This is a genomic window from Mycobacterium sp., from assembly GCF_050700595.1.
GTDB lineage: Bacteria > Actinomycetota > Actinomycetes > Mycobacteriales > Mycobacteriaceae > Mycobacterium.
Map to the genome: position 1 here is coordinate 14,009 of NZ_JBOHHI010000058.1, position 23,065 is coordinate 37,073.

At 67.2% G+C, this 23,065-nt stretch carries 20 protein-coding genes, 1 pseudogene and 1 riboswitch; of the genes and pseudogenes, 8 read left to right on the forward strand and 13 right to left on the reverse strand.

Going from position 1 to position 23,065, the window contains the following annotated elements; translation table 11 throughout:
* Positions 1-16 precede the first annotated feature (16 nt).
* Both ACRDTL_RS05340 and ACRDTL_RS05345 read right to left on the reverse strand, forming a co-directional pair.
* Entirely contained in the window at positions 17-874 is an 858-nt protein-coding gene (locus ACRDTL_RS05340) for an oxygenase MpaB family protein (protein WP_431505680.1), read from the reverse strand.
* Positions 871-1,095, reverse strand: a complete 225-nt coding sequence (locus ACRDTL_RS05345) for a hypothetical protein (protein WP_431505681.1) — start codon at positions 1,093-1,095, stop codon at positions 871-873. Before ACRDTL_RS05345 ends, ACRDTL_RS05340 begins: the two co-directional genes overlap by 4 nt.
* A gap of 116 nt (positions 1,096-1,211) precedes the next feature.
* Here ACRDTL_RS05345 and ACRDTL_RS05350 point away from each other — a divergent pair, with 116 nt between their 5' ends.
* The gene (locus ACRDTL_RS05350) at positions 1,212-2,447 is read left to right on the forward strand and encodes a TetR/AcrR family transcriptional regulator (protein WP_431505682.1); all 1,236 of its coding nucleotides are present in this window, start codon (positions 1,212-1,214) and stop codon (positions 2,445-2,447) included.
* Here ACRDTL_RS05350 and ACRDTL_RS05355 read toward each other — a convergent pair.
* From ACRDTL_RS05355 to thiC, 5 genes are all read right to left on the reverse strand, one after another.
* Positions 2,422-2,697: a hypothetical protein gene (locus ACRDTL_RS05355; protein WP_431505683.1), complete on the reverse strand. Its 276-nt coding sequence runs from the start codon at positions 2,695-2,697 to the stop codon at positions 2,422-2,424. The two genes, ACRDTL_RS05350 and ACRDTL_RS05355, sit on opposite strands and share 26 nt — an antisense overlap.
* A gap of 8 nt (positions 2,698-2,705) precedes the next feature.
* On the reverse strand, positions 2,706-4,190 hold the full coding sequence (locus ACRDTL_RS05360) for a flavin-containing monooxygenase (RefSeq protein WP_431505684.1): 1,485 nt from the start codon (positions 4,188-4,190) through the stop codon (positions 2,706-2,708).
* Between the two features lie 117 nt (positions 4,191-4,307).
* Positions 4,308-4,922, reverse strand: a complete 615-nt coding sequence (locus tag ACRDTL_RS05365) for an alpha/beta hydrolase family protein (protein ID WP_431505685.1) — start codon at positions 4,920-4,922, stop codon at positions 4,308-4,310.
* A 50-nt stretch (positions 4,923-4,972) separates the two neighbouring features.
* Positions 4,973-5,800: a bifunctional hydroxymethylpyrimidine kinase/phosphomethylpyrimidine kinase gene (gene thiD, locus ACRDTL_RS05370; protein WP_431505686.1), complete on the reverse strand. Its 828-nt coding sequence runs from the start codon at positions 5,798-5,800 to the stop codon at positions 4,973-4,975.
* A complete protein-coding gene (gene thiC / locus ACRDTL_RS05375; RefSeq protein ID WP_431505687.1) occupies positions 5,797-7,440 on the reverse strand; it encodes a phosphomethylpyrimidine synthase ThiC in 1,644 nt (547 codons plus the stop codon). Before thiC ends, thiD begins: the two co-directional genes overlap by 4 nt.
* Positions 7,432-7,542, reverse strand: a riboswitch (TPP riboswitch). Its footprint overlaps the gene before it by 9 nt.
* Before the next feature lie 177 nt (positions 7,543-7,719).
* On the opposite strand from thiC, the gene ACRDTL_RS05380 reads away from it, so the two are divergent.
* The 4 genes from ACRDTL_RS05380 (at position 7,720) to ACRDTL_RS05395 (ending at position 14,199) form a co-directional block, all read left to right on the forward strand.
* Positions 7,720-8,391, forward strand: coding sequence for a PAS and ANTAR domain-containing protein (locus tag ACRDTL_RS05380; protein ID WP_431505688.1), 672 nt, complete (start codon positions 7,720-7,722; stop codon positions 8,389-8,391).
* A 59-nt stretch (positions 8,392-8,450) separates the two neighbouring features.
* Positions 8,451-8,816 (forward strand): STAS domain-containing protein, encoded by a 366-nt coding sequence (locus ACRDTL_RS05385; protein WP_431505689.1) that lies wholly within the window; start codon positions 8,451-8,453, stop codon positions 8,814-8,816.
* Positions 8,813-12,712 carry a SpoIIE family protein phosphatase gene (locus ACRDTL_RS05390; protein ID WP_431505690.1) on the forward strand — a complete coding sequence of 1,300 codons (3,900 nt, stop codon included), beginning with the start codon at positions 8,813-8,815 and terminating at the stop codon, positions 12,710-12,712. Before ACRDTL_RS05385 ends, ACRDTL_RS05390 begins: the two co-directional genes overlap by 4 nt.
* A 131-nt stretch (positions 12,713-12,843) precedes the next feature.
* On the forward strand, positions 12,844-14,199 hold the full coding sequence (locus ACRDTL_RS05395) for an IS1380 family transposase (protein ID WP_431505691.1): 1,356 nt from the start codon (positions 12,844-12,846) through the stop codon (positions 14,197-14,199).
* A gap of 139 nt (positions 14,200-14,338) precedes the next feature.
* Here the strand turns inward: ACRDTL_RS05395 and ACRDTL_RS05400 are convergent, their stop codons facing one another.
* The gene (locus ACRDTL_RS05400) at positions 14,339-14,614 is read right to left on the reverse strand and encodes a hypothetical protein (RefSeq protein ID WP_431505754.1); all 276 of its coding nucleotides are present in this window, start codon (positions 14,612-14,614) and stop codon (positions 14,339-14,341) included.
* Positions 14,615-14,677: 63 nt separating this feature from the next.
* Between ACRDTL_RS05400 and ACRDTL_RS05405 the strand changes: the two genes are divergently transcribed.
* Complete coding sequence (locus ACRDTL_RS05405) at positions 14,678-14,938, forward strand: Rv1535 domain-containing protein (RefSeq protein ID WP_431505755.1); 261 nt, start codon at positions 14,678-14,680, stop codon at positions 14,936-14,938.
* On the opposite strand, the pseudogene ACRDTL_RS05410 reads toward ACRDTL_RS05405, so the two are convergent.
* The 5 genes and pseudogenes from ACRDTL_RS05410 to ACRDTL_RS05430 form a co-directional block, all read right to left on the reverse strand.
* Positions 14,910-19,142, reverse strand: a pseudogene (locus ACRDTL_RS05410) (HAD-IC family P-type ATPase); the annotation flags it as partial. The gene ACRDTL_RS05405 and the pseudogene ACRDTL_RS05410 overlap by 29 nt on opposite strands.
* Positions 19,143-19,181: 39 nt before the next feature.
* Positions 19,182-19,625: a hypothetical protein gene (locus tag ACRDTL_RS05415; RefSeq protein ID WP_431505692.1), complete on the reverse strand. Its 444-nt coding sequence runs from the start codon at positions 19,623-19,625 to the stop codon at positions 19,182-19,184.
* A gap of 121 nt (positions 19,626-19,746) precedes the next feature.
* Positions 19,747-20,565, reverse strand: a complete 819-nt coding sequence (locus tag ACRDTL_RS05420) for an exodeoxyribonuclease III (RefSeq protein ID WP_431505693.1) — start codon at positions 20,563-20,565, stop codon at positions 19,747-19,749.
* A 2-nt stretch (positions 20,566-20,567) separates the two neighbouring features.
* On the reverse strand, positions 20,568-21,476 hold the full coding sequence (locus ACRDTL_RS05425; RefSeq protein ID WP_431505694.1) for an N-acetylglutamate synthase, CG3035 family: 909 nt from the start codon (positions 21,474-21,476) through the stop codon (positions 20,568-20,570).
* Positions 21,476-22,069, reverse strand: coding sequence for a peptide deformylase (locus ACRDTL_RS05430; RefSeq protein ID WP_431505695.1), 594 nt, complete (start codon positions 22,067-22,069; stop codon positions 21,476-21,478). Before ACRDTL_RS05430 ends, ACRDTL_RS05425 begins: the two co-directional genes overlap by 1 nt.
* 156 nt (positions 22,070-22,225) lie before the next feature.
* On the opposite strand from ACRDTL_RS05430, the gene ACRDTL_RS05435 reads away from it, so the two are divergent.
* Together ACRDTL_RS05435 and ACRDTL_RS05440 are read left to right on the forward strand one after the other, a co-directional pair.
* Positions 22,226-22,534, forward strand: coding sequence for a DUF3263 domain-containing protein (locus ACRDTL_RS05435; RefSeq protein WP_431505696.1), 309 nt, complete (start codon positions 22,226-22,228; stop codon positions 22,532-22,534).
* Positions 22,535-22,595: 61 nt separating this feature from the next.
* Positions 22,596-23,063 (forward strand): LytR C-terminal domain-containing protein, encoded by a 468-nt coding sequence (locus tag ACRDTL_RS05440; protein ID WP_431505697.1) that lies wholly within the window; start codon positions 22,596-22,598, stop codon positions 23,061-23,063.
* Positions 23,064-23,065: the final 2 nt, after the last annotated feature.

Consider the following 23,065-nt stretch of genomic DNA (forward strand, 5'->3'; position numbering starts at 1 on the left):
CTCCTTTCACGTCCTCTCAAAGCAGCTTGCGGCGCCGGCGAATTCGTCTGCGCACGTCAGCCAGCAACACGTAACTCCCGCCTTGGCGGATGAACCTGGGCAAGAACCGATTGACGAACGACACCAGCAGGAACAGATATTCGAACCGGCGCTGTTGACCCGGTGTCCAGTCGACCTGAAGAGCTTCCCGGAACACCGGCGCCAAGAACCCCACGGTCAGAAACCGCAGCAGCGCGACGAAGGGTCGCAGCAGCGGAGTGACCATCCGCAGGTTGATCAGATCCTGCAGATATCCACGCACCGCGTCGTCGATCGCGACGCGGCGGCACGCGCTGTCCCAGTACCGGTCGAATTCCGCACGGGTGGGCGGCCATTGGTCCTCGGTGACTTGCAGAGTGGTACCCAGCGTGAACGCTGACCGGTAGAAGTGCTCGGCGAGCTCATCGGTCAGCTTGCCGCGCAGCAGCTGGTAGGTATCTTCGATACCGACGAAAAGGCATGCCGCAATCCACATTTGCAGATCACGGTCGAAAGCGCTGTAGCGCACCGGGCTATCAGGTCCGGAGCGGACCTCTCGATGCGCGACGTCGACGGCGTCGCGGAAGGCGGCCTGGTCTTCCGGGCTGCCCAGAACAGCCACCGCCAGATAGCTGAAGGTGGTGCGGGCCCGCTTCCACGGGTGTTTCATCAGGCTGCCGGATTCCACCTTGCTCTCGACCACGCCATAACCAACCTCGGGCCAGGACAGTTGCATGACGACGTTGGCGGCGCCGGCGGCGAAAGACCAGAAGTCCATCGCATCGGCCACCGTCGCCGGGTACGAGTCCCAGCGCGGGGTGCGCCGGGTGATGTTAATGCGGGTATCGGCGCTCATGTCATGCACACGTCGGCGAACAACAGCACCGGCCACGACACGATCGACCCGAGGAATGACACCACCAGGTCGGCGCCGTGCATCTGGTGCAAATGCTCGGTATGGGTCGTCGACCAGACCAGTCCGACCAGCAAATACGGGGTTCCCATGATCAGCCCGAGTCCGATCAGCTCGGCGATGGTGAGCTGGAAGCCAAGAACCTGGCGAACCCTTGCCAGCATGTGCGATTTCCTTTCGACACCAACCCCCCAGGCTGCATCGACCCTTACTATGTTAATGGACATTCTGGTAGACCGGTATGTTTTTCCGGAGCCGGATCTGAGGTTAGGGTGAGGCGGTGACGACAGCCGAGGTGCGGCGGCGGCCGAAAGACCGCAAGGCGCAGATCGCCCGGGCCGCTGCCGAGGAGTTCAGCGCGCTGGGGTATCACGCGGTCAGCATGGAAGCCATCGCAGCCCGGGTGGGGATCTCCGCGGCGGCGCTGTACCGCCACTACCCGGGTAAGTACGACTTGTTCCGCGGGGCGGTGCTGGCGCTCGGTCACCAGTTGGTCGACTGCACCGACTTCGCCGATGCCGACCCCTCGGACACCTCAGCTGTCGACCCGGCCGCAACGCTGGACCGACTGGTCGATGCGCTGATCGAGGTCACCCTGGTCAATCGCGAGTCCGGCGGCCTGTACCGGTGGCAGGCTCGTTACCTGCATGGCGAAGACGAGTCCACACTGAAAGATCAACTGCGGACGGTCAACCGTCGCATTCAACGACCGCTCACCGCGCTCCGGCCGACACTGACCTCGTCGCAGCGCTGGATGCTTTCGTCGGGACTACTCAGCATCGTCGGCAGCATCGTCGACCACCACGTCCGGCTGCCGGCCGACGAGATTCGCACGCTGATGGCCGAGGCCGCCGCTGCGTTACTCGCCACCGAACTTCCGCACCCGGACGACGTCGTCACCCGCCCGCCGGTCTGGCGGATTTTCGCCGCGGACACCGGCGTCTACGAAGCGCTACTGCACGCCTCGATGGTGCTGTTCAACCACCACGGCTACCCCGAGACCAGCATGGCCCAGATCGCCTCGGCGGTCGGCATCCCGGTATCGGCTATCTACCGGTACTTCTCGGGTAAGTGCGAGATCCTGAGCACCGGGTTGGTGCGGGCGGCCGACCGGGTCGCGGGTCACTTCGCCGCAGTCCTCAGCGACCTGACCGAGCCGCGACAGATGTTGATCATGCTCATCGAGGCCTTCGTGGCGACGTCGTTCGCCAATCCCGAACTGGCCGCGATCTACTACACCGAGGCGGTCAACCTGACCCCGGCCGACCAGGAGTTGCTGCGCAGTGTGCAGCGGTCAACGATCGACTCCTGGATGCGGCTGCTGCTCTCGGCGCGACCAGCGCTGACCGCGACGCAGGCGCGGTTCCTGGTGCACGCGGCGATGGCACTGGTGGTCGACGTGGGGCGGTTGGTGCACTATGACGTTGCGGGGGAGGGGTCCGCCGACAACTCCGCCTACTCGCAAGCATGCGTGCGAAAGTTGATGCGGGCTACGCTGTTTGGGCGCTGCGAATAACGGTGCCGACCAGGTAGGCCAGGTAGCCGATCAACCCGACGATCGCCAGGCTGCGGGTCCGCCGGGAACTGAAGCCCAGGCCCAGCATGGTCTCGATACCGCCGTTGGTGTAGATGTGCTGGCGAGTGGCACGCGGGAATACCGGCTTGCTGATCGGCTCCCACAGTTGCGGGCTGGTGAAGTGGGAAGCCCCGGCCCCGGCCAAAGCCAAACCGGAGAACCGGGCGAAGCGGTTGCTTTTCCGAGACACGTCGCTCCTCAGGCGATCGCGTAGTCGTCCAACGGGAACCGCGAGCCGTCGCGTATCGCGTTGCGCACCGAGGTGGGCCGCAGCAGTGTCGCCTCGCCGCTGTGGTTGAAGTAATACGACCGCGACGTGGCACAGTCACCGGCGTAAAACACCGAGTTGTCCAGGCGCCGGGTCATCCGATCCAGGAAGCGGGTATTGGCCTCCTCGGTCACCTCGAATGTGGTTGCGCCCCTGCGCTTGACCTCACCGAACAGCCGATCCATGTGCCGCATCTGGTATTCCATGGTGTTGAAGAACGACAGCCCGGCGAAGGCGTATGGGCTGGCCAGGCCCAGGTAGTTGGGGAAGTACGGGATGGAAATGCCTTGGTAGGCCTGGAACCTGTTCTCCCGCCACCACTTCCCCAGGTTGCGGCCTTGCCGGCCCACCACCTCGATGGCGGGGAAGTTGGCGTCCCACAAGTCGAAGCCGGTGGCCAGTACCAAGGTATCGATGGCGGTCTTGTGCCCGTCATCGGTGACAATGCCATCGGGCTCGATGCATTGCATGCCGTTGGTCTCCAGATGCACATGCGGTTTGGTGAAGCTGCGGTAATAGTTGTTGGACCAACTGGGCCGCTTGCAACCGATGTCGTAGTCGGGCGTCAGTTTGCGCCGCAGTTCCTTGTCCCGAATCTGCACGAACCGGTGAAATTTGCATATATCCATCCCGCCGACGGAGAACCGCCGTAAGTAGCGGTAGTTCAGCACGCCGGTAACGGTGATGAACTCGAGCAGGTTGTCGGTCGCCCAGCGCAGCGCCCGCTGGGTGAGCGGCACCCGGGCGAAGAGCCGCTGCACGGCGGGGGAGATCCGGAAGTCCACCTTGGGAGCTATCCAAATCGCGGTGCGCTGATAGACCGTCAAGTCGGCAGCGGTCTTTGCCAGCTCGGGGATGAGTTGGATGGCGGTGGCTCCGGTGCCGATCAAGCCGACGCGACGGCCCTCGAAGTCGTAGCTGTCGTCCCACGCCGTGGTGTGGATGACCTTGCCCGCGAAACTGGCGATACCCGGGATATCCGGGGTGTGCGGTTGTGACAGGAAGCCGGTGGCGGTGATCAAAAAGCGTGTGGTCAGCGTCTCGCCGTCGGCCAGCGCAACCTGCCACAACCGCGTTTCCTCGTCCCAGCGGGCGCCCTCCACCTGGGTGTTGAACCGCATGCGGCGGCGGACGTCGTACTTGTCGGCGACATGGTCGACGTACTGTTTGAGCTCGGGTCCGGTCGCGAACAGCCGTGACCAGTACGGGTTGGGCTCGAACCAGTACGAGTAGGTGGTCGACGGGACATCGACGGCCAGGCCGGGGTAGCGGTTGACATGCCAGGTTCCGCCCAGGTCGGCCTCGCGATCCAGGATGACGATGTTGTCGTAGCCGAGCCGGGTGAGCTGGATCGCCGCGCCGATGCCGCCGAAACCCGCCCCCACGATGACGACATCGTATTGCTCCGCAGTCATAGAAAAACCGTCCCTGACGGGTGGGTAAGTTTGCTGTTGGTGGACTTGTGACTCAATGATATCGGGTTACGTCGCAGATACCGTCGAGGCCGGCGTGTCCAATGTTTAAAACCGACCTCAGCCCAGCAGCCGCAGTGCGGCGTCGACTGCCAACGCGGGCACGTCGAGGGTCTTCGAGCTCAGGTCGTGTCGGGCCCCGGTGATCCCGACGATCTCGGTCGGCGCGGGAATCAGCGCCGCGGCGTCGCGCAGCTCGTCGAGGGTGCCGAAGGGATCCGATGTGCCGTGGGCGAACACGGTCGGGACCGTGATGCCCGGCAGATGTTCGGTGCGGGCGCGGTCCGGCTTGCCGGGCGGATGTACCGGATAGGAGAACAGGCTAAGAAGGTCGATCGCCTGGCCCTCCGCCACCACCATGGAGGTCTGCCGGCCACCGTAAGAGTGTCCGCCGGCGATCAGCGGGCCGTCGGCAAGCCCGCGGCAGACGGTTATCGCCTCCACGATGCCGGCGCGGTCGGTAGTCCCGGAACCCGACGGCGGACCGGTGGGCCGTCGTCGCCGATACGGCAGGTTGTAGCGCACCGCCAGCCAGCCGCGCCGCGCCCATTCCTGGCAAACCCCTCGCAGCAACGCTGATTCCCGGCTACCTCCGGCGCCATGCGTCAACACCACCACACCGGCCGGGGTGCCGGCTGGTTCATGCGCGATACCGGCGATCCGGCTCAAGCTCATGTGCGCCGCTCCTCCTCATCGCTGCGCTCTGCATCGTCGCCGGCGCAGGCTCATGACAGCCGGAACAACGGCGACACCGGGCCGTGTCCGTGGCCGAGCGGGTAGGACGCGCGCAGACACTCGGTCACCCAATCCTTGGCGAACGCGACCGCATCCGGAACAGGGTAGCCGTGCGCCAGCGCACAGGCTGTTGCGGCGGCCAGTGTGTCGCCGGAGCCGTGGTCGTCGATGGTGTCCACCCGTGGTGACCCGAACTCGCGAAAGTCGTTGCCGTCGAACAGTAGATCGGTGCTGCGGGCCGAATCGCGCAGATGCCCGCCCTTGACCAGCGCCCACTTCGGGCCGAGCGCGTGCAGGGCACGGGCAGCCTCGGCCTGCGATTTCGAGTCGATGACGTCTATATCTACGAGTAGCCGCACCTCGTGCAGGTTGGGTGTCACCAGCGTCGCGAGTGGAAACAGTTCGGTGCGAAGCGAATCCAGTGCGCTGGGGTCGAGCAGTGGGTCGCCGTGCATCGACGCGCAGACCGGGTCGACGACCAGCGGCACGTCCTTGCCGTGGTCGCGCCATGCGCCGGCGACGGCAAAGATGATCTCGGTGGACGCCAGCATGCCGGTTTTGGCGGCCTGCAGCCCGATATCGTGGCACACCACCTCGATCTGGGCGGCGATCACGTTTCCGGGAACCTTGTGAAAACCCCGGACTCCCACCGAATTCTGCACTGTCACAGCGGTCACCGCGCACAATGCATGCAGGCCGAGCAGGGTGCAGGTGCGGATATCTGCCTGGAGGCCTGCGCCGCCGCCGGAGTCCGATCCGGCGATGGCCAGAACCCGCAGCGGTGTTGCCCCTGGCGGTGCCAGCGGCAGGTAATTCACTGGGGCAGCGGCAGATACACCCGATTGCCGTGCTCGGCGAACTCGCGCGACTTCTCGGCCATTCCCTCGGCCAGTGCAGCTTCGATGTCGGCTTCCGTCTCCAGCCCATGTTCGGCGGCGTAGTCGCGGACATCCTGGGTGATGCGCATCGAGCAGAACTTCGGCCCGCACATCGAGCAGAAGTGCGCGCTCTTAGCCGGTTCGGCCGGCAGCGTCTCGTCGTGGAATTCCCGCGCGGTATCGGGGTCCAACGACAACGCGAACTGGTCGTGCCAGCGGAACTCGAACCGCGCGGTGGACAGCGCGTCGTCACGTTCCTGAGCCCGCGGATGACCCTTGGCCAGGTCCGCCGAATGCGCGGCGATCTTGTAGGCGATCACCCCGTCCTTGACGTCCTTGCGGTCCGGCAACCCCAGATGCTCCTTGGGTGTCACGTAGCACAGCATCGCGGTGCCGGCCTGTGCGATGATCGCCGCGCCGATCGCCGAGGTGATGTGGTCATAGGCCGGGGCGATGTCGGTGGCCAGCGGACCCAGCGTGTAGAACGGGGCCTCCTCGCACAACTCCTCTTCCAGCCGCACGTTTTCGACGATCTTGTGCATCGGAATATGCCCGGGTCCCTCGATCATCACCTGGGCGCCATGAGCTTTGGCGATCTTGGTCAGCTCGCCCAGGGTGCGCAGCTCAGCGAACTGCGCGGCGTCGTTGGCGTCGGCGATCGACCCCGGCCGCAGACCATCGCCGAGTGAGAACGTCACGTCGTAGCGGGCGAAAATGTCGGCCAGTTCCTCGAAGTTGGTGTAGAGGAACGACTCCTGGTGATACGCCAGGCACCAGGCGGCCATGATCGCGCCGCCGCGGGACACGATGCCGGTGACCCGCTTGGCGGTCAACGGCACATACCGCAGCAACACCCCGGCGTGCACGGTCATGTAATCGACACCCTGCTCGCACTGCTCAATCACGGTGTCGCGGTAGATCTCCCACGTCAGCTCGGTCGGGTCGCCCTTGACCTTCTCCAGCGCCTGATAGATCGGCACGGTGCCGACCGGCACCGGTGAGTTCCGCAGGATCCACTCGCGGGTTTCGTGGATGTCCTTGCCGGTGGACAGGTCCATGATGGTGTCCGCCCCCCAACGGGTGGCCCACACCATCTTGTCGACCTCCTCGGCGATCGAGCTGGTCACCGCCGAGTTGCCGATGTTCGCATTGACTTTGACCGCGAATGCCTTGCCGATGATCATCGGCTCGCTCTCGGGGTGGTTGTGGTTGGCCGGGATCACCGCGCGGCCACGGGCGACCTCGTCACGCACCAGCTCGGCGGGCATGTCCTCGCGTGCCGCGATGAACGCCATCTCGGCGGTGATTTCTCCGGCGCGCGCCCGCTGTAGCTGCGTGCCGTGGTCGCGCAGCACGCCCGGGCGGGGCGACAGCCCACGGTGCACGTCGATCACCGCGTCCGGGTCGGTGTAGGGCCCGGAGGTGTCGTAGAGGTCGAAGTGTTCGCCGTTGGTCAGGTTCACCCGCCGGAACGGCACCTTGGCGGCGGGTCCGCCGGGGACGGCGTCGAGCTCGCGGTAGATCTTGCTGCTGCCGGCGATCGGGCCGGTGGTCACGGATGGTTCGACAGTTACGGTCATGTGTCATCTCCCTACGCCGGCATTACCCGGTCAGGTTCGTACGGTCGACGGCCCCGAGCCGTCCTCTCAGCGCACTGGGCGTACGCTCCCGCGTGGATTGGTGGGCGGTACTCGATCGTCCGGCTCCTCCTCATCTGCGCATCCCCAGCTTCGCGGGGACCCCACTGCATCGTCGCCAGACCCCTCACGCTAGCGCAGCGCGACGCCGGTGTGCAGAACCAAAGGTAATGAGAGCCGACAGCGGGTTGCCCCCGTTGCCCGAGTTAACTCGAGAGTGGAATGATTTCTACCGTGCATGCGCAACCAGTGGCCGTCGGCGCCGAGCACGCCGCCAACGTGGGTACGTTCCGGTTCTGGTTCGTCGGTCAGCGCTGGGAATGGTCCGACGAGGTGGCTCGGATGCACGGCTATGAGCCCGGGTCGGTGGTACCGACGACGGAACTATTGCTATCCCACAAGCATCCCGACGACCGGGCCCACGTCCAGGAGCTTCTCGACCGCGCGTTGTATTCGAAGCAGTCGTTTTCCAGCCGTCACCGGTTCGTCGACACCGCCGGCGGGGTGCACGACGCGATCGTGGTCGCTGACCGGATGACCGACGAGACCGGTGCGGTGGTGGGAACCGAGGGTTATTACATCGACCTCACCGACACCTTCAACGAGACCCGTCAGGACCTTCTCGACGAAGCCTTGCCGGATTTGGTCGAGGCTCGCGCAGTGATCGAACAGGCCAAGGGTGTGCTGATGGCGATCTACCGGGTTAATGCCGATCAAGCCTTCGGTGTGCTGCGCTGGCGCTCGCAGGAGACCAACACCAAGCTGCGAGCGCTGGCCGCGCAGTTGGTCACCGACGTGGTGACCCTGCCGCCGCCGTCGGCGGAAGTCCAAAGTGCGTTCGATCATCTGTTGCTGACAGTCCATCAACGTTTGCCCACCGACCCCGACACCTAGGCCGGTGGTCACGTTAGGCTCGATCCGCCAAGGCCGGACGTATCGAAGCGGGTGAACCGATGAAGTTGTTGGCGGTCGACTGCGAGGTTCTTTCAGACGCGGTCGTCGTACGCGCCAAGGGCGAGGTGGATTCTAGCACCGTCCACGAGCTCGTTTCGCAGCTCGGTACCGCGCTGCACGAGGCCACGGCCCATCCGGCGCGACTGCTGATCATCAACCTGCAGGCGTTGACCTACTTCGGCAGCGCGGGCCTGAACGCGATACTCGATTGCCATCGGCAAGGGATCGAAGCCGGGGTATCGGTACGGGTGGTTGCCGACAACGACCTGGTGATTCGCCCGATCGAAGTGACGGACCTGGACAACGTCCTGCAGCTCTATCCCACGCAGGCCGACGCGCAGGGACGCCCCGAGAAGGGACCGTGACCGACTCACTGACCCTGCCACCCGACCTCGCCGCAGCGGTCGCGCTGGGCGGTGAGATGGGTCGGCTGTTCGCCGAATTCGACTGGGCCGCGCACCCGTTGGGTCCACCGACGGAGTGGCCGGCCGAGATGCGTGGCGCGGTGGCATCCGCGTTGACGTCGCGGTTTCCCATCGTGTTGTGGTTCGGGGCCGAGGACCTGTTTTTGGTGTACAACGACGGCTACATTCCAATGCTGGGCGACAAGCACCCGGCCGCATTGGGCCAGCGCGCCCGGTACGTGTGGTGGGACATCTGGGAATCGATCCATCCGATGCTCGCCGGTGTCATCGCCAGCGGGGAGGCGACCTGGTCCGCCGACTTGATGCTGCCGATCATGACCGGTGATCGCCGGCGGGAACGGTACTTCACGTTTACCTATAGCCCGTTGCTAGACATCAGCGGAGACGTCTACGGGATCTTCTGCGCGGTCACCGAAACCACCGAACGGGTGCTGAGCGAACGACGCCTGCACCTGCTCAATGCGGTGGCATCCGCGACCATGGAAACTCGCACGATCGACGACGCGGTGGCGGCTGCGGTCGCAGTCTGCGCCGACCAGCCGGCGGATCTGCCCTTCGTCGCCGCGTACGTCGGCGACGGGGATCCCACGCTACGGGGCGCGACGCCATCGGTGCTGCCGCTGCTGCCGCGAACGCTTTCGGAGTTGACCGATTGGGATCCGATGAGCCAACCCCGGGCCGAGGCGCACGCCGTCGACGAGTTGGCGTCGGTCATCGACGGTATCGATGATGTCTTGGGTGTCGATTGCCCGGATCAGGCACTGGTGGTGCCGCTTGATGAGGAGGGCTCGGCCGCCGGGGCGCTCGTCGTCGGAACGAACCCGCGCTGCCCGTTGAATGCCCAGTACCGCGGCTTTGTTCAGTTGCTGGCCGACCAGTTGACCTCGGCGCTGGTCTCGGCTGTCTCCTATGCGCAGCAGCGACAGCGAGCTGATGCGCTGGCCGAGCTGGACCGAGCGAAGACGGCCTTCTTGGCCAATGTCAGCCACGAGTTCCGCACCCCGCTGACCCTGCTGATGGGTCCGCTCGACGATGCGCTGTCCGAGGATCACACGGATGCGCTGCTGACGCATCGGCTGCGCACCGCGCGGCGGAATGCGCGGCGCCTGCTGCGTCTGGTCGACTCGTTGCTTGATTTCTCCCAGATCGAAGCCGGTCGCGCGACCCCCAATCTGGTATGCACCGATGTCGGTGCGCTGACGGCGCACATCGCGTCGTCGTTCAGCGAACTGTGTCAGCGGGCCGGCCTCGATCTCGTCCTGGACTGCCGCCCGGCGCTGGCCGACATCGATCCGGCCATGTGGGAAACCATCGTGCTCAACCTGCTGTCCAACGCGGTCAAATACACGCTGGACGGCACGATTTCGGTTGAGGTGCGCGATGAATCGGACCCGCCCGGCGACGATGCGGGCCGTGCAGCGGCCCGAGGAGGAGCCGGGCAATCGGACCGATGCGGGATCAGCATCCGCGACACCGGAATCGGCATCGCCGAGGCGGATCTCAAACGGCTGGGCCAACGCTTCTTCCGCGCTGACACCGCACGCGGCCGCAGTGTGGAGGGCACCGGGATCGGGCTGTCGCTGGTTCGCGGGCTCGTCGAGCTGCAGCACGGCACCCTGCAAATCGACAGCGAACTCGATGGTGGCACCACCGTCACCATCTGTGTGCCCCGGTCGGTCGCCGGCACCCCTATCGACCACGCACCGGCCGGACTGGACGACAACCCGTACGTCGCCGAAGCCAGTCAGTGGTTGGCAGCACGGCCGACCGGCGCTGTGCCCGACGACGACGGTCGCGAGTTGGTGCTGATCGCCGACGACAACGCCGACATGCGCGCCCATCTGAAGCAGGTGCTGTCACCGCACTGGAGAACGGTCCTCGTCGCCGACGGTGAGGCCGCCCTGCAGACCACCCGTGAGCTTCGGCCCGACGCCGTGGTGAGCGATGTGATGATGCCCCTGCTCGACGGGTTCGACTTCGTCGCGGCCATTCGCGCCGACCCTGAGCTGGCGGGCACCCCGGTCCTGATGCTGTCGGCCCGGGCCGGCGCGGAGGCCGTCCGCGAAGGCTACGCCGGCGGCGCCGACGACTATCTGCCCAAACCGTTTCGCTCCCAGGAACTGGTCGACCGGCTCGCCGCACGATTGTCCGCCACCGCTCGCGACCGGGCCAATCGGCAAGCCGGTGACGTGCAGGCGCGCGCTGCTCTTGATTTTGCGCAGCTCAACGCAGCTTTGCAGGCCGCCGATTCGGTCACCGCGGTCGCCGAGGCGCTGCAGGATTGTCCGCTGCTGTCGGGCGATGGCACCGTCGTCTCGCTCGGTGTGCTCGACGCCGAAGAGAAAAACGTCCGGTTCGAATACGCCGGTTTCGTGCCCACCGAATTCCGCGACCGCTACCACGTGGTCGCACTGGACACGCCGCTGGTGCCGGTCGACGTCATCAAGACCGGTGAGCCGATGGTCGTCACCGACACGTTCAGCCTCGACCAGCGCTACCAGCACGTGGTGCAGGCGACGGCATACAGCGTGCGGGCATGCATCAGCCAGCCGTTGCGCGGCCATGACGGACGCGTCATCGGTTCTCTGGGGTTGTTGTGGCCCACGCCGCGACAGTTCGATCCCGCGGAACTCGGTACGGCCGCGCGTATTGCCGAGATGACCCAATCGGCCGTCGACCGGATGCGCAACATGCAACGTGAACACCGGATCGCGGTCGACTTCCAAGAGCACCTGCTCGATCTGGACCGCGGGTCGACCGCCGCCGTCGTGGCCGCGGTGTATCAACCGGCCGGCGAGGCGATGCGGGTCGGCGGCGACTGGTATCTGGTCACCCCGTTGGACCGCCCGGGACAGGTCGCCGTATCGGTCGGTGACGTGGTCGGACACGGCCTGCAGGCCGCGACCGTGATGAGCAGGCTGCGGGCCGTCGTGGCCGCGACCGCGCTCACCGACCCCGATCCTGCCGCGGTGCTCACCGCACTGGACCGGTACGCAACGTCGGTCCGCGGTGCCCGCTGCGCCACGGTCAGCTACGTCGTCATCGACACCGAAGCCACCGGGGACGACGGAGTCGTCAACCTCCGCTATGCCTGCGCGGGCCACCCGTATCCACTGGTAGTGGGGCCCGGGCAGTCGCCGGCCTTCCTGACGGACGGCCGCCGTCCGCCGGTGGCGGCCTGGGAAAACCACCGCCATCACAACACCGCGACCCGCGAACTGTCGCCGGGCAGCCTGGTGCTGCTCTACACCGACGGGCTGATCGAGCGACCGGGGGAGTCCCTCGATCAGGGATTCGTGCGGCTGCAGGGCGCTGCCGCCCACTGCGCGGATCTGCCGGTGGGCGACGTGTGCGCGGCACTGCTCGGCCGGATGCGCCCACCCGGCGGCTACACCGACGACGTCGTCGTGTTGGCGTTACGGGCCGCCCACAGCACGGCGCGCAGTTTCGTCACCGTGTTGCCCGCCACGTCGGCCTGTATCGCCGACGCGCGGCACCGGCTCGGCTGCTGGCTCACCGGCATCGAGGCCGGTCCGCGCCGTGCTGCCGACATCGTGCTGGCCACCGGGGAAGCGGTCACCAACGCCGTCGAACACGGCAGCCGCGATGAGCCGGGCAGCACCGTGTCGATCGAGGCGTTCCTGCACGGCGACAGCGTCATCACGACCATCAGTGACGCCGGCCGGTGGACGGGGGATTCTTCGGCCAGCCTGCGCGTCCTGCAGCGCGGACGCGGGCTCACCCTGATCAACGGGCTCGCCGATCACGTCGACACCACCCGCACCAGTCAGGGCACGCGGCTCACGCTGCGGTTCGACCGGGTGGTGGAGGGCTAACCTCGATCTTTCGTGGTTGAGTCGATGATGGTGTGATTGTTCGGCGTGTGATGCACGGAAGTGCCTGTCCAGCAAGGGAAAATGGCCTTGCCGAAGGTCCAATTTCCGGATAGCTGAAAGGCACTCCGTAGGTGAAGCGTAACCGTTGTGGTGCAGTTGGTGTTGAATCGGGCGGCGAGTCGTTGATTTCGTCGGCCGGTGCGGCGTTGTTGTTGAAGTCTGCCCAGGTCAGCGGCCTGTCCGAGGAGCTCTCACGCGTGTTGAGGCCGTGGCGGCTGGCGCGATCGATGCATGATCCGGGCAAGACGGTGCTGGATCTGGCGGTGACGATCGCGCTCGGCGGTGATTGCCTGGCTGATGCTGCGCTGGTGCGCGCCCAGCCGGAGTTGTTCGGCATGGTGGCCTCTGACCCTACGATCAGCCGGCTCATCGACACCTTGGGTGAGGATTCGGCGGCGGTGATCACCGCGATCCGCCGAGCACGGGCTGCTGCGCGAGCCAAGGTCTGGGGTCACTGCTCGCCGGTCGCGCTTGCCGGCCCGGTGATCATTGATCTGGATGCCACCCTGATCAGCGCACACTCGGAGAAGGAAGGTGCGACGCCGAACTTCAAGCGTGGCTTCGGGTTTCACCCTCTTCTGGCCTTTGTTGACCACGGCGACGGCGGCACCGGCGAGCCGCTGGCCGCCATGCTGCGTCCCGGGCGGGCCAACGCCAACACCGCCGCCGACCAGATCACGGTACTCGACGCCGCACTGGACCAGCTGCCCGAAACGCTGCGCGAGCGGGTGCTGGTGCGCGGCGACTCCGGCGCCGGCGTGCAGCCGCTGCTGTGGCACATCACCACCCTGGGGTTGGCCTACTCAGTGGGATTCTCGGCGCGCCAACCCGTGCAAGACGCGTTGGCCGCGCTACCCAAGCAGGCCTGGCGGGCCGCACTGGATACCGACGGGCGCCCCCGCGCCGGCGCCCAGGTCGCCGAGCTGAGCAGGTGGATGCCGGCCACCTTCACCGGGTGGCCGCCCGGGATGCGCATCATCGCCCGCCGCGAACGCCCGCACCCCGGCGCCCAGCTGCACATCACCGACGACGACGGCTGGCGCATCACCGTGTTCGCCACCAACACCGTCGGCGGCCGGATCGCCGATCTGGAGGTCCGCCACCGGCTGCGCGCTCGCGCCGAAGACCGCATCCGCGGACTCAAGGACACCGGGATGACCAACATGCCACTACAGGCCTTCGCCAAGAACCAGATCTGGCTCGAATTAGCCTGTCTGGCCTACGAATTACTCACCTGGACCCAGATACTGGCCTGGCATGACCTACCCGCCCGAACTTGGGAACCCAAACGCCTGCGACTGCGACTGCTGTCCATCGCCGCGCGTCTGATCACCACCAGCCGCCGCCGCATCTTGCGCCTCTCGAAGCGATGGCCCTGGACCGAACTGATCACCAGCGGCCACCAACGCCTCGTAGCACTCGCCTGACCCCGACCCACAGCACCGACGACCAAGGACCACAGGAGAGCCGGCGACACAGCGCCGGCAACCACCCACGCACCAAACACCCCGACACCAAAGCCAGCCCAGACACCACCGGTCCGAGCTCACTCACGAAAGATCGAGGCTAAATCTCCTCCATGGCTTCGCCGAGTTCCTCGAGAAGCCGGTTGTGGTGGTTACTGGCCAGGATGTGTCCGGTCGCGATAACCAGCGCGACGGGCCAGTCGATCAGCTCAAATGCGGCCAATGCCGCCAGCCCGCCGTAGTAGGCCAGCTGCTCGGGCCGCGGAATTTCCACCTGTCCCACCATAGGCAGATTGATGAAGAACGTTTCGCCTTCGCGAACGTGTTCGACCGCCACGCGCTGGGAAGTGCTGCGGCGCGACTTCTTTTCCACCATCATTTGCCTTTCCGTAACGAAGGATTTGCCGCCGCGCCGAGTGCTGCCGTCAGTGTCGGACGTATGTCGACGACTGATGCTCTGGCTGACCCACTAGCCGCAGCGCTGGCTTGCGTGCTGACTGCTCCGGTGATCGAGTTGTACGCGGTGCTGTGGCGCGCCGGCGTTGTGGAGGTTGAGCAGGCTCAGGCTGATCAGACTCGGAGCGCCGATCAGACAGCAGCCGGTTCGCGGCGGCCAACGCGACGGTTGCCACTCCGGCTGCTCCCAGCCCCTGCGCCCAGGCGACGGGCCCCAGCGGCGTACAGCCGAGCAGTTGGCTGACCCCTGGAATGCTGATCACTGTTCCCATCACGACCAGTGAGCCGGCGGCAGTGAACACCACCAGCGGGGCGTGCGAGTCGAGCACGGTTTGACCCAGCTGGGCACCCACCAGCGCGACCAATGCCACCGTGGACGCGCGCTGCGGTCGGCCGGTGAAGCCGGCCATGGTCCAGGCAGCGGTTGCGGCGGCCGCCGTCGTCGCGCCGCGGATCGCCACCGCGCGCCACAGCGCGCGCTGATCGGGACCACGTCCGTCGCGGTCGCCCGAACCGGTCGTCGGACTCACGGCGAGCGCGGCGGCCGGCAGCGCGTCGGTCAGCATGTTCACCAACAGCAGCTGTCGGGTATTCAGCGGCGAGCGCCCGGTGATCGCGCTGCCGATGACGGCGAAGCCCACCTCGCCGGCATTGCCGCCGAGCAGCACCGACACCGCCGCCTGCACCCGTCGCCAGAGTTCACGACCTTCTTCGATGGCGTGCAGCAGCGCCTCGATGCGGCCATCGACCAGCACCACGTCGGCGGCGGTGCGGGCCGGGTCGCTGCCGCCCGCGACGACGGCGAGGCCGACGGTGGCGGCCCGGATGGCGGCGGCGTCGTTGGAGCCGTCCCCGACCATCGCGCACACCCGCCCGGCACGTTCCAGCGTCTGCACGATCTGCACCTTGTTCTCCGGTGACATCCGGGCGAAGATCACCCGCTCGGCGACGACGCGCTCTTGCTCCTTGCGCGACATGGCATCCCACTGCGCGCCGGTGATGACCTGCTCCGGGGTGACCGGCATGCCCAGTTCGGCAGCGATCGCGGTGGCGGTAATCGGGTGATCACCGGTGATCAGCCGGATATCCACCTCTCGCTGGCGCAAATTCGCCAGCAGCTCCGGCGCTTGGGGGCGCGGGGTGTCGGAAAGCCCGACGAACCCGGCCAGCGACAATCCGTCGTCGCACAAATCGTCGATGGCGTCCTCATCGTCCTGCACCGCCTGAGCCTGCTCCGGGGTCAGCTGGCGTCGTGCCACCGCGATCACCCGCAACCCGCCGGCCGCCAACTCAGCCACCCTCGGGTCGATGCCGGGGCGGGTGTCTCCGCAAGCGGCCCGCACCACTTCCGGCGCGCCCTTGACGGTCAGCTCGTCGCCCGACACCGAGGCCGAAAACGACCGACCGGAACGGAACGGCAGGTGGGCGTCGGGTTCTGCGGAGGGAGCCGAGCCGTTCGTGGCCAACGCCGCCTCGATGATGGCCCGGTCGGTGGCATGCACCTGCGGCGCGCCGTTGGCGATCGGCGCCGCATGCGCCGCGTAGCGCAACACGTCCTCGGCGGAATATCCCGCCAGTGGATGCACCTGTGCGACTCGCAGGCGGTTCTCGGACAGCGTCCCGGTCTTGTCGAAGCAGACGACGTCCACCCGGCCGAGCGCCTCCACCGAGCGCGGGATGCGCACCAACGCGCCGAATTTTGTCAGCCGTCGCGCCGACGCCGCTTGCGCGAGGGTCGCCACCAGCGGCATGCCTTCGGGGACCGCCGCCACGGTGACGGCGATGCCGCTGGCCACCGCCTGGCGCAGCCCGGTGCGGCGCAACAACCCCAGCACGCTGACCAGTGCGCCGCCCGCCATGCTGACCGGGAACGCGCGGTTGGTGAGTTGGCTCAGCTGATGTTGCAGCCCGATGGTGGGCAGCTCGCCGGACGCCAGTTCCGCCGCGCGGCGCTCCTGGGTGTCGGCGCCGACCGCGGTCACCAGCGCCACCGCCGAGCCCGCCACGACGGTGGTGCCCCCGTACAGCATGCAGCGGCGCTCGGCCAGCTCGACGCCGGGTGTGGCCTCGATCTGCTTTTCCGCCGGCAGCGACTCGCCGGTGAGCGTCGATTCGTCGACCTCGAGGTCGTCTTCCTCGATCAGCCGCGCGTCGGCGGGAACCACCTCGTGGGTTCGCACCTCGATCACGTCGCCGGGCCGCAGCTGCGCCGCGACGACGTCGGTGTATACCGGCGCGCCGTCGGGGCCGGTCGTCACCTTCCGGGCCGGCGGGATCTGCTGGGCCAGCAGCTCGTTGAGGCGGCTCTCGGCGCGCAGGCGCTGGCTGGCGGCGAGCACGGCGTTGCCGCTGAGCACCGAGCCGACCAGCACGGCGTCGACCGGCGAACCCAGCACCGCGCTGGCCGCCGAGCCGAGCGCCAGCACCGGAGTCAACGGATCGGACAACTCGGCGCGCACGGCTCTGAGGAACTGCCACACCGCTCTACTTGGTCGTCCGGTTATCTCCGCACCGCGTTGGGCCGTCCCCAGTGCGCGCGCGGCCAGCGGCCGACGGCCGGGCTCGGCCGATTCGGCGGAGTCCGGCGGGGGCAACATCTTGCGGACCTGTTCGACCGACATCGCGTGCCACTCGTGGACCGGAGCCGGCAGCGGAGCAGGCGCCCGCACCACCCCGCGGGCCAGCAAGTAGCCGGAGAACAGACCGGCCGCCGCGCCGGTGGTGACCGGGCCGGGTCCCCGGCCGCGAACACCCGGCAGCATGAACAGCGCACCGAGCGCCGACGCGCCGACGGATATCTCCACCCCGCGCCGGCTCGCCGACCTGGCCGCGGGCAGCGCATGCAGCACCCGCCAGGCGCCCGCAAGATCGGTCAGTATCAGATCCGCAGTCCACGGCGGCGGTGCGACATCGGAGTTAGGCATGACGCCCAGCCCCAGGTCGGCCGAGGAGAGCGCTTGTGCGCCGTCCGACGACAACACCGCGACGATGCGGCCTGACTGCTGCAGGTCGGCCAGCGTGGCGGTGAGCGCATCGTCGACCGACTTGTCGTTCAGCGATCGCAGCTCGTCGAATGCGGGACACAGCTCGCCGAGCACGTCGACGTCGACGGAGATCAGATCCAGCTCGCACCGGCGCGCCTCGGCCAGCACAGCGGTGGCGAGCGGGTCGTGTGCCGGACAGATCAGCGCCTCGACCGTCGAGCCCGCTCGTCGGCCCGGGATGCCGGCGACCGGGTGCCAGCCCGACCGCAGATCGGCGTGGTCGAGCAACACGTGCGCGCGGTTCCATGCCGCGGTCAGCTCGTCGTCGCGGACGCCGCGGACCCGCACCACCCGCAGGGCGTCGGTACACAACACCCTCGGGTCGATGAGCAGCGCATCGACCCGGTCAAGCCGGCGCAGACTCTCCGGCCGCAACGGCAACACCGCATGCTGATCGGCCAGCCCCTGGCCGAGGGTCGCGGCGAACGACTCGCGAGTGGTGCGCATCGCCTTCGGTGCGGCGACCAATGCCGCCGTCGACGCCATGTCGATGCTGCGGGTGGTCGCACCGACCACCACGGCACCAACGGCCTGCACCAGGGCGCTGCGCCGAGCGTGGCGTTCAACCAGTCCCTCCGGAGCCGGTATCGGGCGCGTCGGCGGATAGGTATCCGGATGGTCGGCGTGGGCGGCCAGCGCCGGCTCGTACCGGCGCCACGCTTGCGCTTCGGCGCGGCATTCGGCCGCCTTGACCGTCTCCATCATCAGGTCCACCGCCAGCGACGCCGGTGAGAGCGAGACGACGTGCGCGGCGGTCATGGCAACGGTCAGCACGGTGTCGGTCGCCGGGTGGCCGATCCGGTCCTCGAGCAGCCGGCGCAACCGGGGTTGGTAGTCCACGACCGCCACGGCCGCTTCCACGCTCGCGGGTAATCCCGGCCAGCGCAGCGCCCGGCCGGCAAGCGCGAGACCCATGCCGGTGGCGGTGGCGCCCACCGCCACCGCTTTGGTTGCCAGCAGCAGGCCGTCGCCGGGCAGCGGCTTCGGGCGTGCGGAGCGGTCGCTGCGTTGTGCGCCGGTGCCCGGGGCGAAGCCCGTTACTTGCTTTTCTGTGTCATCGACGACCTTGCACAGGTCCCGCAACGACACGCGATCGCCGTCGAGGTTGACGACGATCCGCGACAACGGGCGGTTCAGGGTCGCCGAGGCGACCCCCGGATACGCACGGACGGCGTCGAGCACCGCGCGACCACGTTCGGCGGCATGCGGACCGTCCAGGCCACGCACCTCGATCCACGCGCGGTTATCGCCCTGCCAACAATGCCGGCTCAGCGGCGGCGGGACGGGCAGCTCGCCCGACATCGCCCGGACGCCTTCCCGAACCGGAATGGCGGCAATGCTCAGACCGGTGGACGCGACGGAGCCCAACGATTGGATGCCCATCGTTACCGCGCGCAGCGGCATGGATCGTCGCACGGATCCGACAGTACTCAATCGGGGGAGCTAACGACGGCTGCGCGACTGGGCGCCGCGCGACTGCCGTGCCGCTGTCTGCCTGGGCGGAGAGTTGCGCCGCGGCCCGGATCGTGTTGACCGCGTCGACTTCGTGGGCGCGGACTTCGCCGGTGCGGATTTTGACGGTGCGGGCGAGCCGTTCTGCCGATGGCTCATCTGCCGCAACAACAACGCACCGCCGCCGACAGCCAACAGCACCGGCCACTCGACCAGTCCGGTGACGCCCAGCGCGCCGATGGTCAAAGCGGCTGCCGGCATCGAGTGACTGCCCTTGCCGATACCCCGCTGCACACCGGCCGCCACGCCGGTCACCCCGCCGACAATGCCGTTGACCGCGGCGCCCCCCACCGCGCCTGCGGCCTCGGTGGTCATCTCCGCAGCACGGCTCACCGTTCGGCTCACGCTACGCACCGCGCCGTCAACGACACCCATCATGACTCCTGAGGTTCATTGTTCCCCCCTTGGTGACAGTTGTATACCCGCAAACTGGCAAAGTCACGGAATAACAGGACAGAACGCACAGCGAACCCACAGCCTGCGTGTCGGTGACCGACTAAGACACCTCACTGCTGCGCACGTCGACCAGTACCGGCGCGTGATCGCTGGGAGCTTTGCCCTTGCGCTCCTCGCGGACGATCTGGGCGTCGACGACCCGCCTTGCCAGTGCGGGTGAGGCGAGGATGAAGTCGATGCGCATACCCCGGCCTTTGGGGAAGCTCAGCTGGGTGTAATCCCAGTAGGTGTAAACCGCGGGCCCCGGCGTGAAAGGCCGCACCACGTCGGTGAATCGCGCGTCGACGATCGCCTTGAACGCTTTGCGTTCCGGCTCCGAGACATGCGTGTGGCCCAGGTAGTACTCGACGCTCCAGATGTCGTCGTCGGTCGGCGCGATGTTCCAGTCACCGACCAGTGCGATCTGCGCGGAGGGATCGTCGCGCAACCAACCTGCAGCGGTATCCCGCAGCGCGGCAAGCCAATTCAGCTTGTAGGTGTAGTGCGGATTGTCCAGAGCGCGGCCGTTGGGCACGTACAGGCTCCATACCCGCACGCCGCCGCAGGTGGCGGCTATCGCGCGGGCTTCCGCCGCGGCCGCCACATCCCGCGGCTTGCTGCTCCAGCCCGGCTGGCCGCCGAAGCCGACCTCGACGTCGTCCAACCCGACCCGCGATGCGATCGCCACGCCGTTCCACTGATTGAACCCGCAATGCGCCACCTCATAGCCGCGCTCGAAGAACGGCAACGTGGGGAACTGGTCGTCGGCGCATTTGGTTTCCTGCATCGCCAACACGTCGACCTCGGCGCGGGCCAACCAGTCCAGAACGCGATCAAGGCGCGTGCGAATCGAGTTGACGTTCCAGGTCGCCAGCCGCATGTCTACAGCGTATTGGCTTGCAGATAGCGGCAGCGGTGTTGCGACGTGAACCCAAGTGAGTGGAAAAGGCCGAGTGCGGCCGTATTGCCGTCGACGACTTGTGCGTAGCCGCGGACCGCACCGCGATCGGTGCCCCACGCCAGTAGTGCTGCGCACACCGCCGTGCCGTGACCCTGGCGACGGTTGTCGTCGGCGACTCGCACCGCGGACAGGCCGACCCAACGGGTGCCGTCCGGTGCCCGGGTGACCGCCGCACGGGCCACAGCGACGCCGGCGCGCATGCCGAACACGACGTCACCGTCGACGACGGCGGTCAACACGTCGACCGGGACGTCACGGGCGTAGCAGTGCAGCCATTCTCGGCTCGGACGTGACGCCAGCGTGACGCTCGGGTCTGACGGTTGCTCCAGCGTGGCGTTCGCCAGGTCACAGACCACCATGCGGGTTTCGCATTCGACCGGTGTGTCGATCGCCAGCGGGATCAACCGGTCCGGGACGGCCAGCCGCGGCGTGAGGTCGCGCGCCAGGTACCAGTCCACGATCGTCGGCACCGTGGCCATCGACGCGCTGATCTCCAGCGGCACAGCCGAGTTGGCGCGCATCGTGGCCCCATGCCCGGCGCGCAGCAGCCAGCCGTCAATCCACTGCTGCCGCACTCCGGGCCATGCCAGCGCCGCGGCGTGCTCAACCGCGCGGATCTGCGAATTGCGCACCGGCACATCGGTTAGCCGGCGCACCGTCAGCACGTCGGCGGCGGCGAATTCGACGACGTCGCCCGCCTGGGTCTGGACCCGTACCACCGGGTCGACCTGCAGAAGATGGCCCACCGCATCGGACAATGCCGGCACCGACCCCGGCGGCCGGCGGTAACGCACGCTCACCCGGGTGCCGACGCTGGGCAGGGGGACCATCAGTGCGCGAACGGATCCGGGCCTTCGCCGGGTGTCCACGACAATCCGGGAACGCCCCAGCCGTGCGATTTGACCGCCCGCTTCGCGGCGCGGGCATGCCGGCCGATCAGCCGCTCCAGATAAAGGAGGCCGTCCAGGTGCCCGATCTCGTGCTGCAGCATCCGCGCGAACAACCCGGTGCCCTCGATCGCGACCGGGCCGCCGTCTGCGTCGAGTCCGGTGGCCCGGGCCCACTTTGCCCGTCCGGTCGGAAACGACTCGCCGGGCACCGACAGGCACCCTTCGTCGTCGTTGTCCGGGTCGGGCATGGTCTCAGGCACCTCGGAGATTTCCAGCACCGGGTTGACGACCACGCCGCGACGCCGCGCCGACCGCCCGTGGGCGTCGGGGCAGTCGTAAGTGAATACCCGCAACCCCACGCCGATCTGATTGGCGGCCAAGCCGACCCCATTGGCGGCGTCCATCGTGTCGTACAGCGTAGTGATCAGATCCTTCAGGTCGCCCGGCAGTGAACCGTCGGCGCTCACCGGCACCGGTTGAGTAGGGGTGCGCAGGACCGGATCTCCCACGATTCGAATCGGTGCGACAGCCATGGTCGGCAAGCTTAAAGCGTGTCGCGAAGCGGCGAGCGATTTGACCAGCTGAGCGACTCGCGGGCCGGGGTTACCGGCCAACACTTGCAGGCATGGTTGAATATTCGCCGACACAGCGAGCATTCGAGAATTCGCCGGAAGGGTCGAGGAAGCGATATGGACAGCGCCATGGCGCGGGCTAATCGATCGGGGGACGACTCTGAAATCACCGATGGGCTGACCCGCCGCGAACACGACATTCTGGCATTCGAGCGGCAATGGTGGAAATACGCCGGCGCCAAAGAAGAAGCCATCAAAGAATTGTTTTCGATGTCGGCGACGCGCTATTACCAAGTGCTCAACGCGCTCGTTGATCGGCCCGAGGCGTTGGCGGTCGACCCGATGTTGGTGAAACGGCTGCGGCGGCTGCGTGCCAGTCGGCAGAAGGCACGGGCCGCGCGGCGGCTCGGCTTCGACGTCCCGTGAGATTCGGCCGACCCGAGCGCCTGTAACGGTTCTGGCGAACTCCTGGATACAGTGGCCTGAAATGAACGAACGCGTTCCGGACTCATCCGGGCTTCCGCTGCGAGCCATGGTGATGGTGCTGCTGTTTCTCGGCGTCATCTTCCTGCTGGTCGGCTTCCAGGCGATGGGGTCGAGCGGAAAATCCAACAACGACGATTCTTCGGCGCCGACCGTGTCGACGAGCACCATGCCGCCGAAGACGTCGGCGCCGGGCGCACCGAAGGCCGAAGTGCGGGTATATAACATCTCCGGCCAAGAGGGTGTCGCCGCGCGCACCGCCGACCGGTTGAAGACGGACGGCTACAACGTCACAGACGTCGGAAACCTGTCCCTGTCCGACGTCACGACCACCACGGTGTACTACAGCGATGCTCCCGGCGAGCGTGAGACCGCCGACGCGGTGGGCAAGGCGCTGGGAGCCCCGGTGCAGCCGCGAACCCCCGACCTCGCCGACCAGCCGCCCGGCGTCATCGTGGCCGTCGCGGGCTAGTC

Bases quoted from the DNA above. Each gene is read 5' to 3' on its own strand.
- ACRDTL_RS05340 (WP_431505680.1), bottom strand. From the start codon at position 874: ATGAGCGCCGATACCCGCATTAACATCACCCGGCGCACCCCGCGCTGG.
- ACRDTL_RS05345 (WP_431505681.1), bottom strand. From the start codon at position 1,095: ATGCTGGCAAGGGTTCGCCAGGTTCTTGGCTTCCAGCTCACCATCGCC.
- ACRDTL_RS05360 (WP_431505684.1), bottom strand. From the start codon at position 4,190: ATGACTGCGGAGCAATACGATGTCGTCATCGTGGGGGCGGGTTTCGGC.
- ACRDTL_RS05365 (WP_431505685.1), bottom strand. From the start codon at position 4,922: ATGAGCTTGAGCCGGATCGCCGGTATCGCGCATGAACCAGCCGGCACC.
- thiC (WP_431505687.1), bottom strand. From the start codon at position 7,440: ATGACCGTAACTGTCGAACCATCCGTGACCACCGGCCCGATCGCCGGC.
- ACRDTL_RS05380 (WP_431505688.1), top strand. From the start codon at position 7,720: ATGATTTCTACCGTGCATGCGCAACCAGTGGCCGTCGGCGCCGAGCAC.
- ACRDTL_RS05385 (WP_431505689.1), top strand. From the start codon at position 8,451: ATGAAGTTGTTGGCGGTCGACTGCGAGGTTCTTTCAGACGCGGTCGTC.
- ACRDTL_RS05400 (WP_431505754.1), bottom strand. From the start codon at position 14,614: ATGGTGGAAAAGAAGTCGCGCCGCAGCACTTCCCAGCGCGTGGCGGTC.
- ACRDTL_RS05405 (WP_431505755.1), top strand. From the start codon at position 14,678: ATGTCGACGACTGATGCTCTGGCTGACCCACTAGCCGCAGCGCTGGCT.
- ACRDTL_RS05415 (WP_431505692.1), bottom strand. From the start codon at position 19,625: ATGGGTGTCGTTGACGGCGCGGTGCGTAGCGTGAGCCGAACGGTGAGC.
- ACRDTL_RS05420 (WP_431505693.1), bottom strand. From the start codon at position 20,565: ATGCGGCTGGCGACCTGGAACGTCAACTCGATTCGCACGCGCCTTGAT.
- ACRDTL_RS05425 (WP_431505694.1), bottom strand. From the start codon at position 21,476: ATGGTCCCCCTGCCCAGCGTCGGCACCCGGGTGAGCGTGCGTTACCGC.
- ACRDTL_RS05430 (WP_431505695.1), bottom strand. From the start codon at position 22,069: ATGGCTGTCGCACCGATTCGAATCGTGGGAGATCCGGTCCTGCGCACC.
- ACRDTL_RS05435 (WP_431505696.1), top strand. From the start codon at position 22,226: ATGGACAGCGCCATGGCGCGGGCTAATCGATCGGGGGACGACTCTGAA.
- ACRDTL_RS05440 (WP_431505697.1), top strand. From the start codon at position 22,596: ATGAACGAACGCGTTCCGGACTCATCCGGGCTTCCGCTGCGAGCCATG.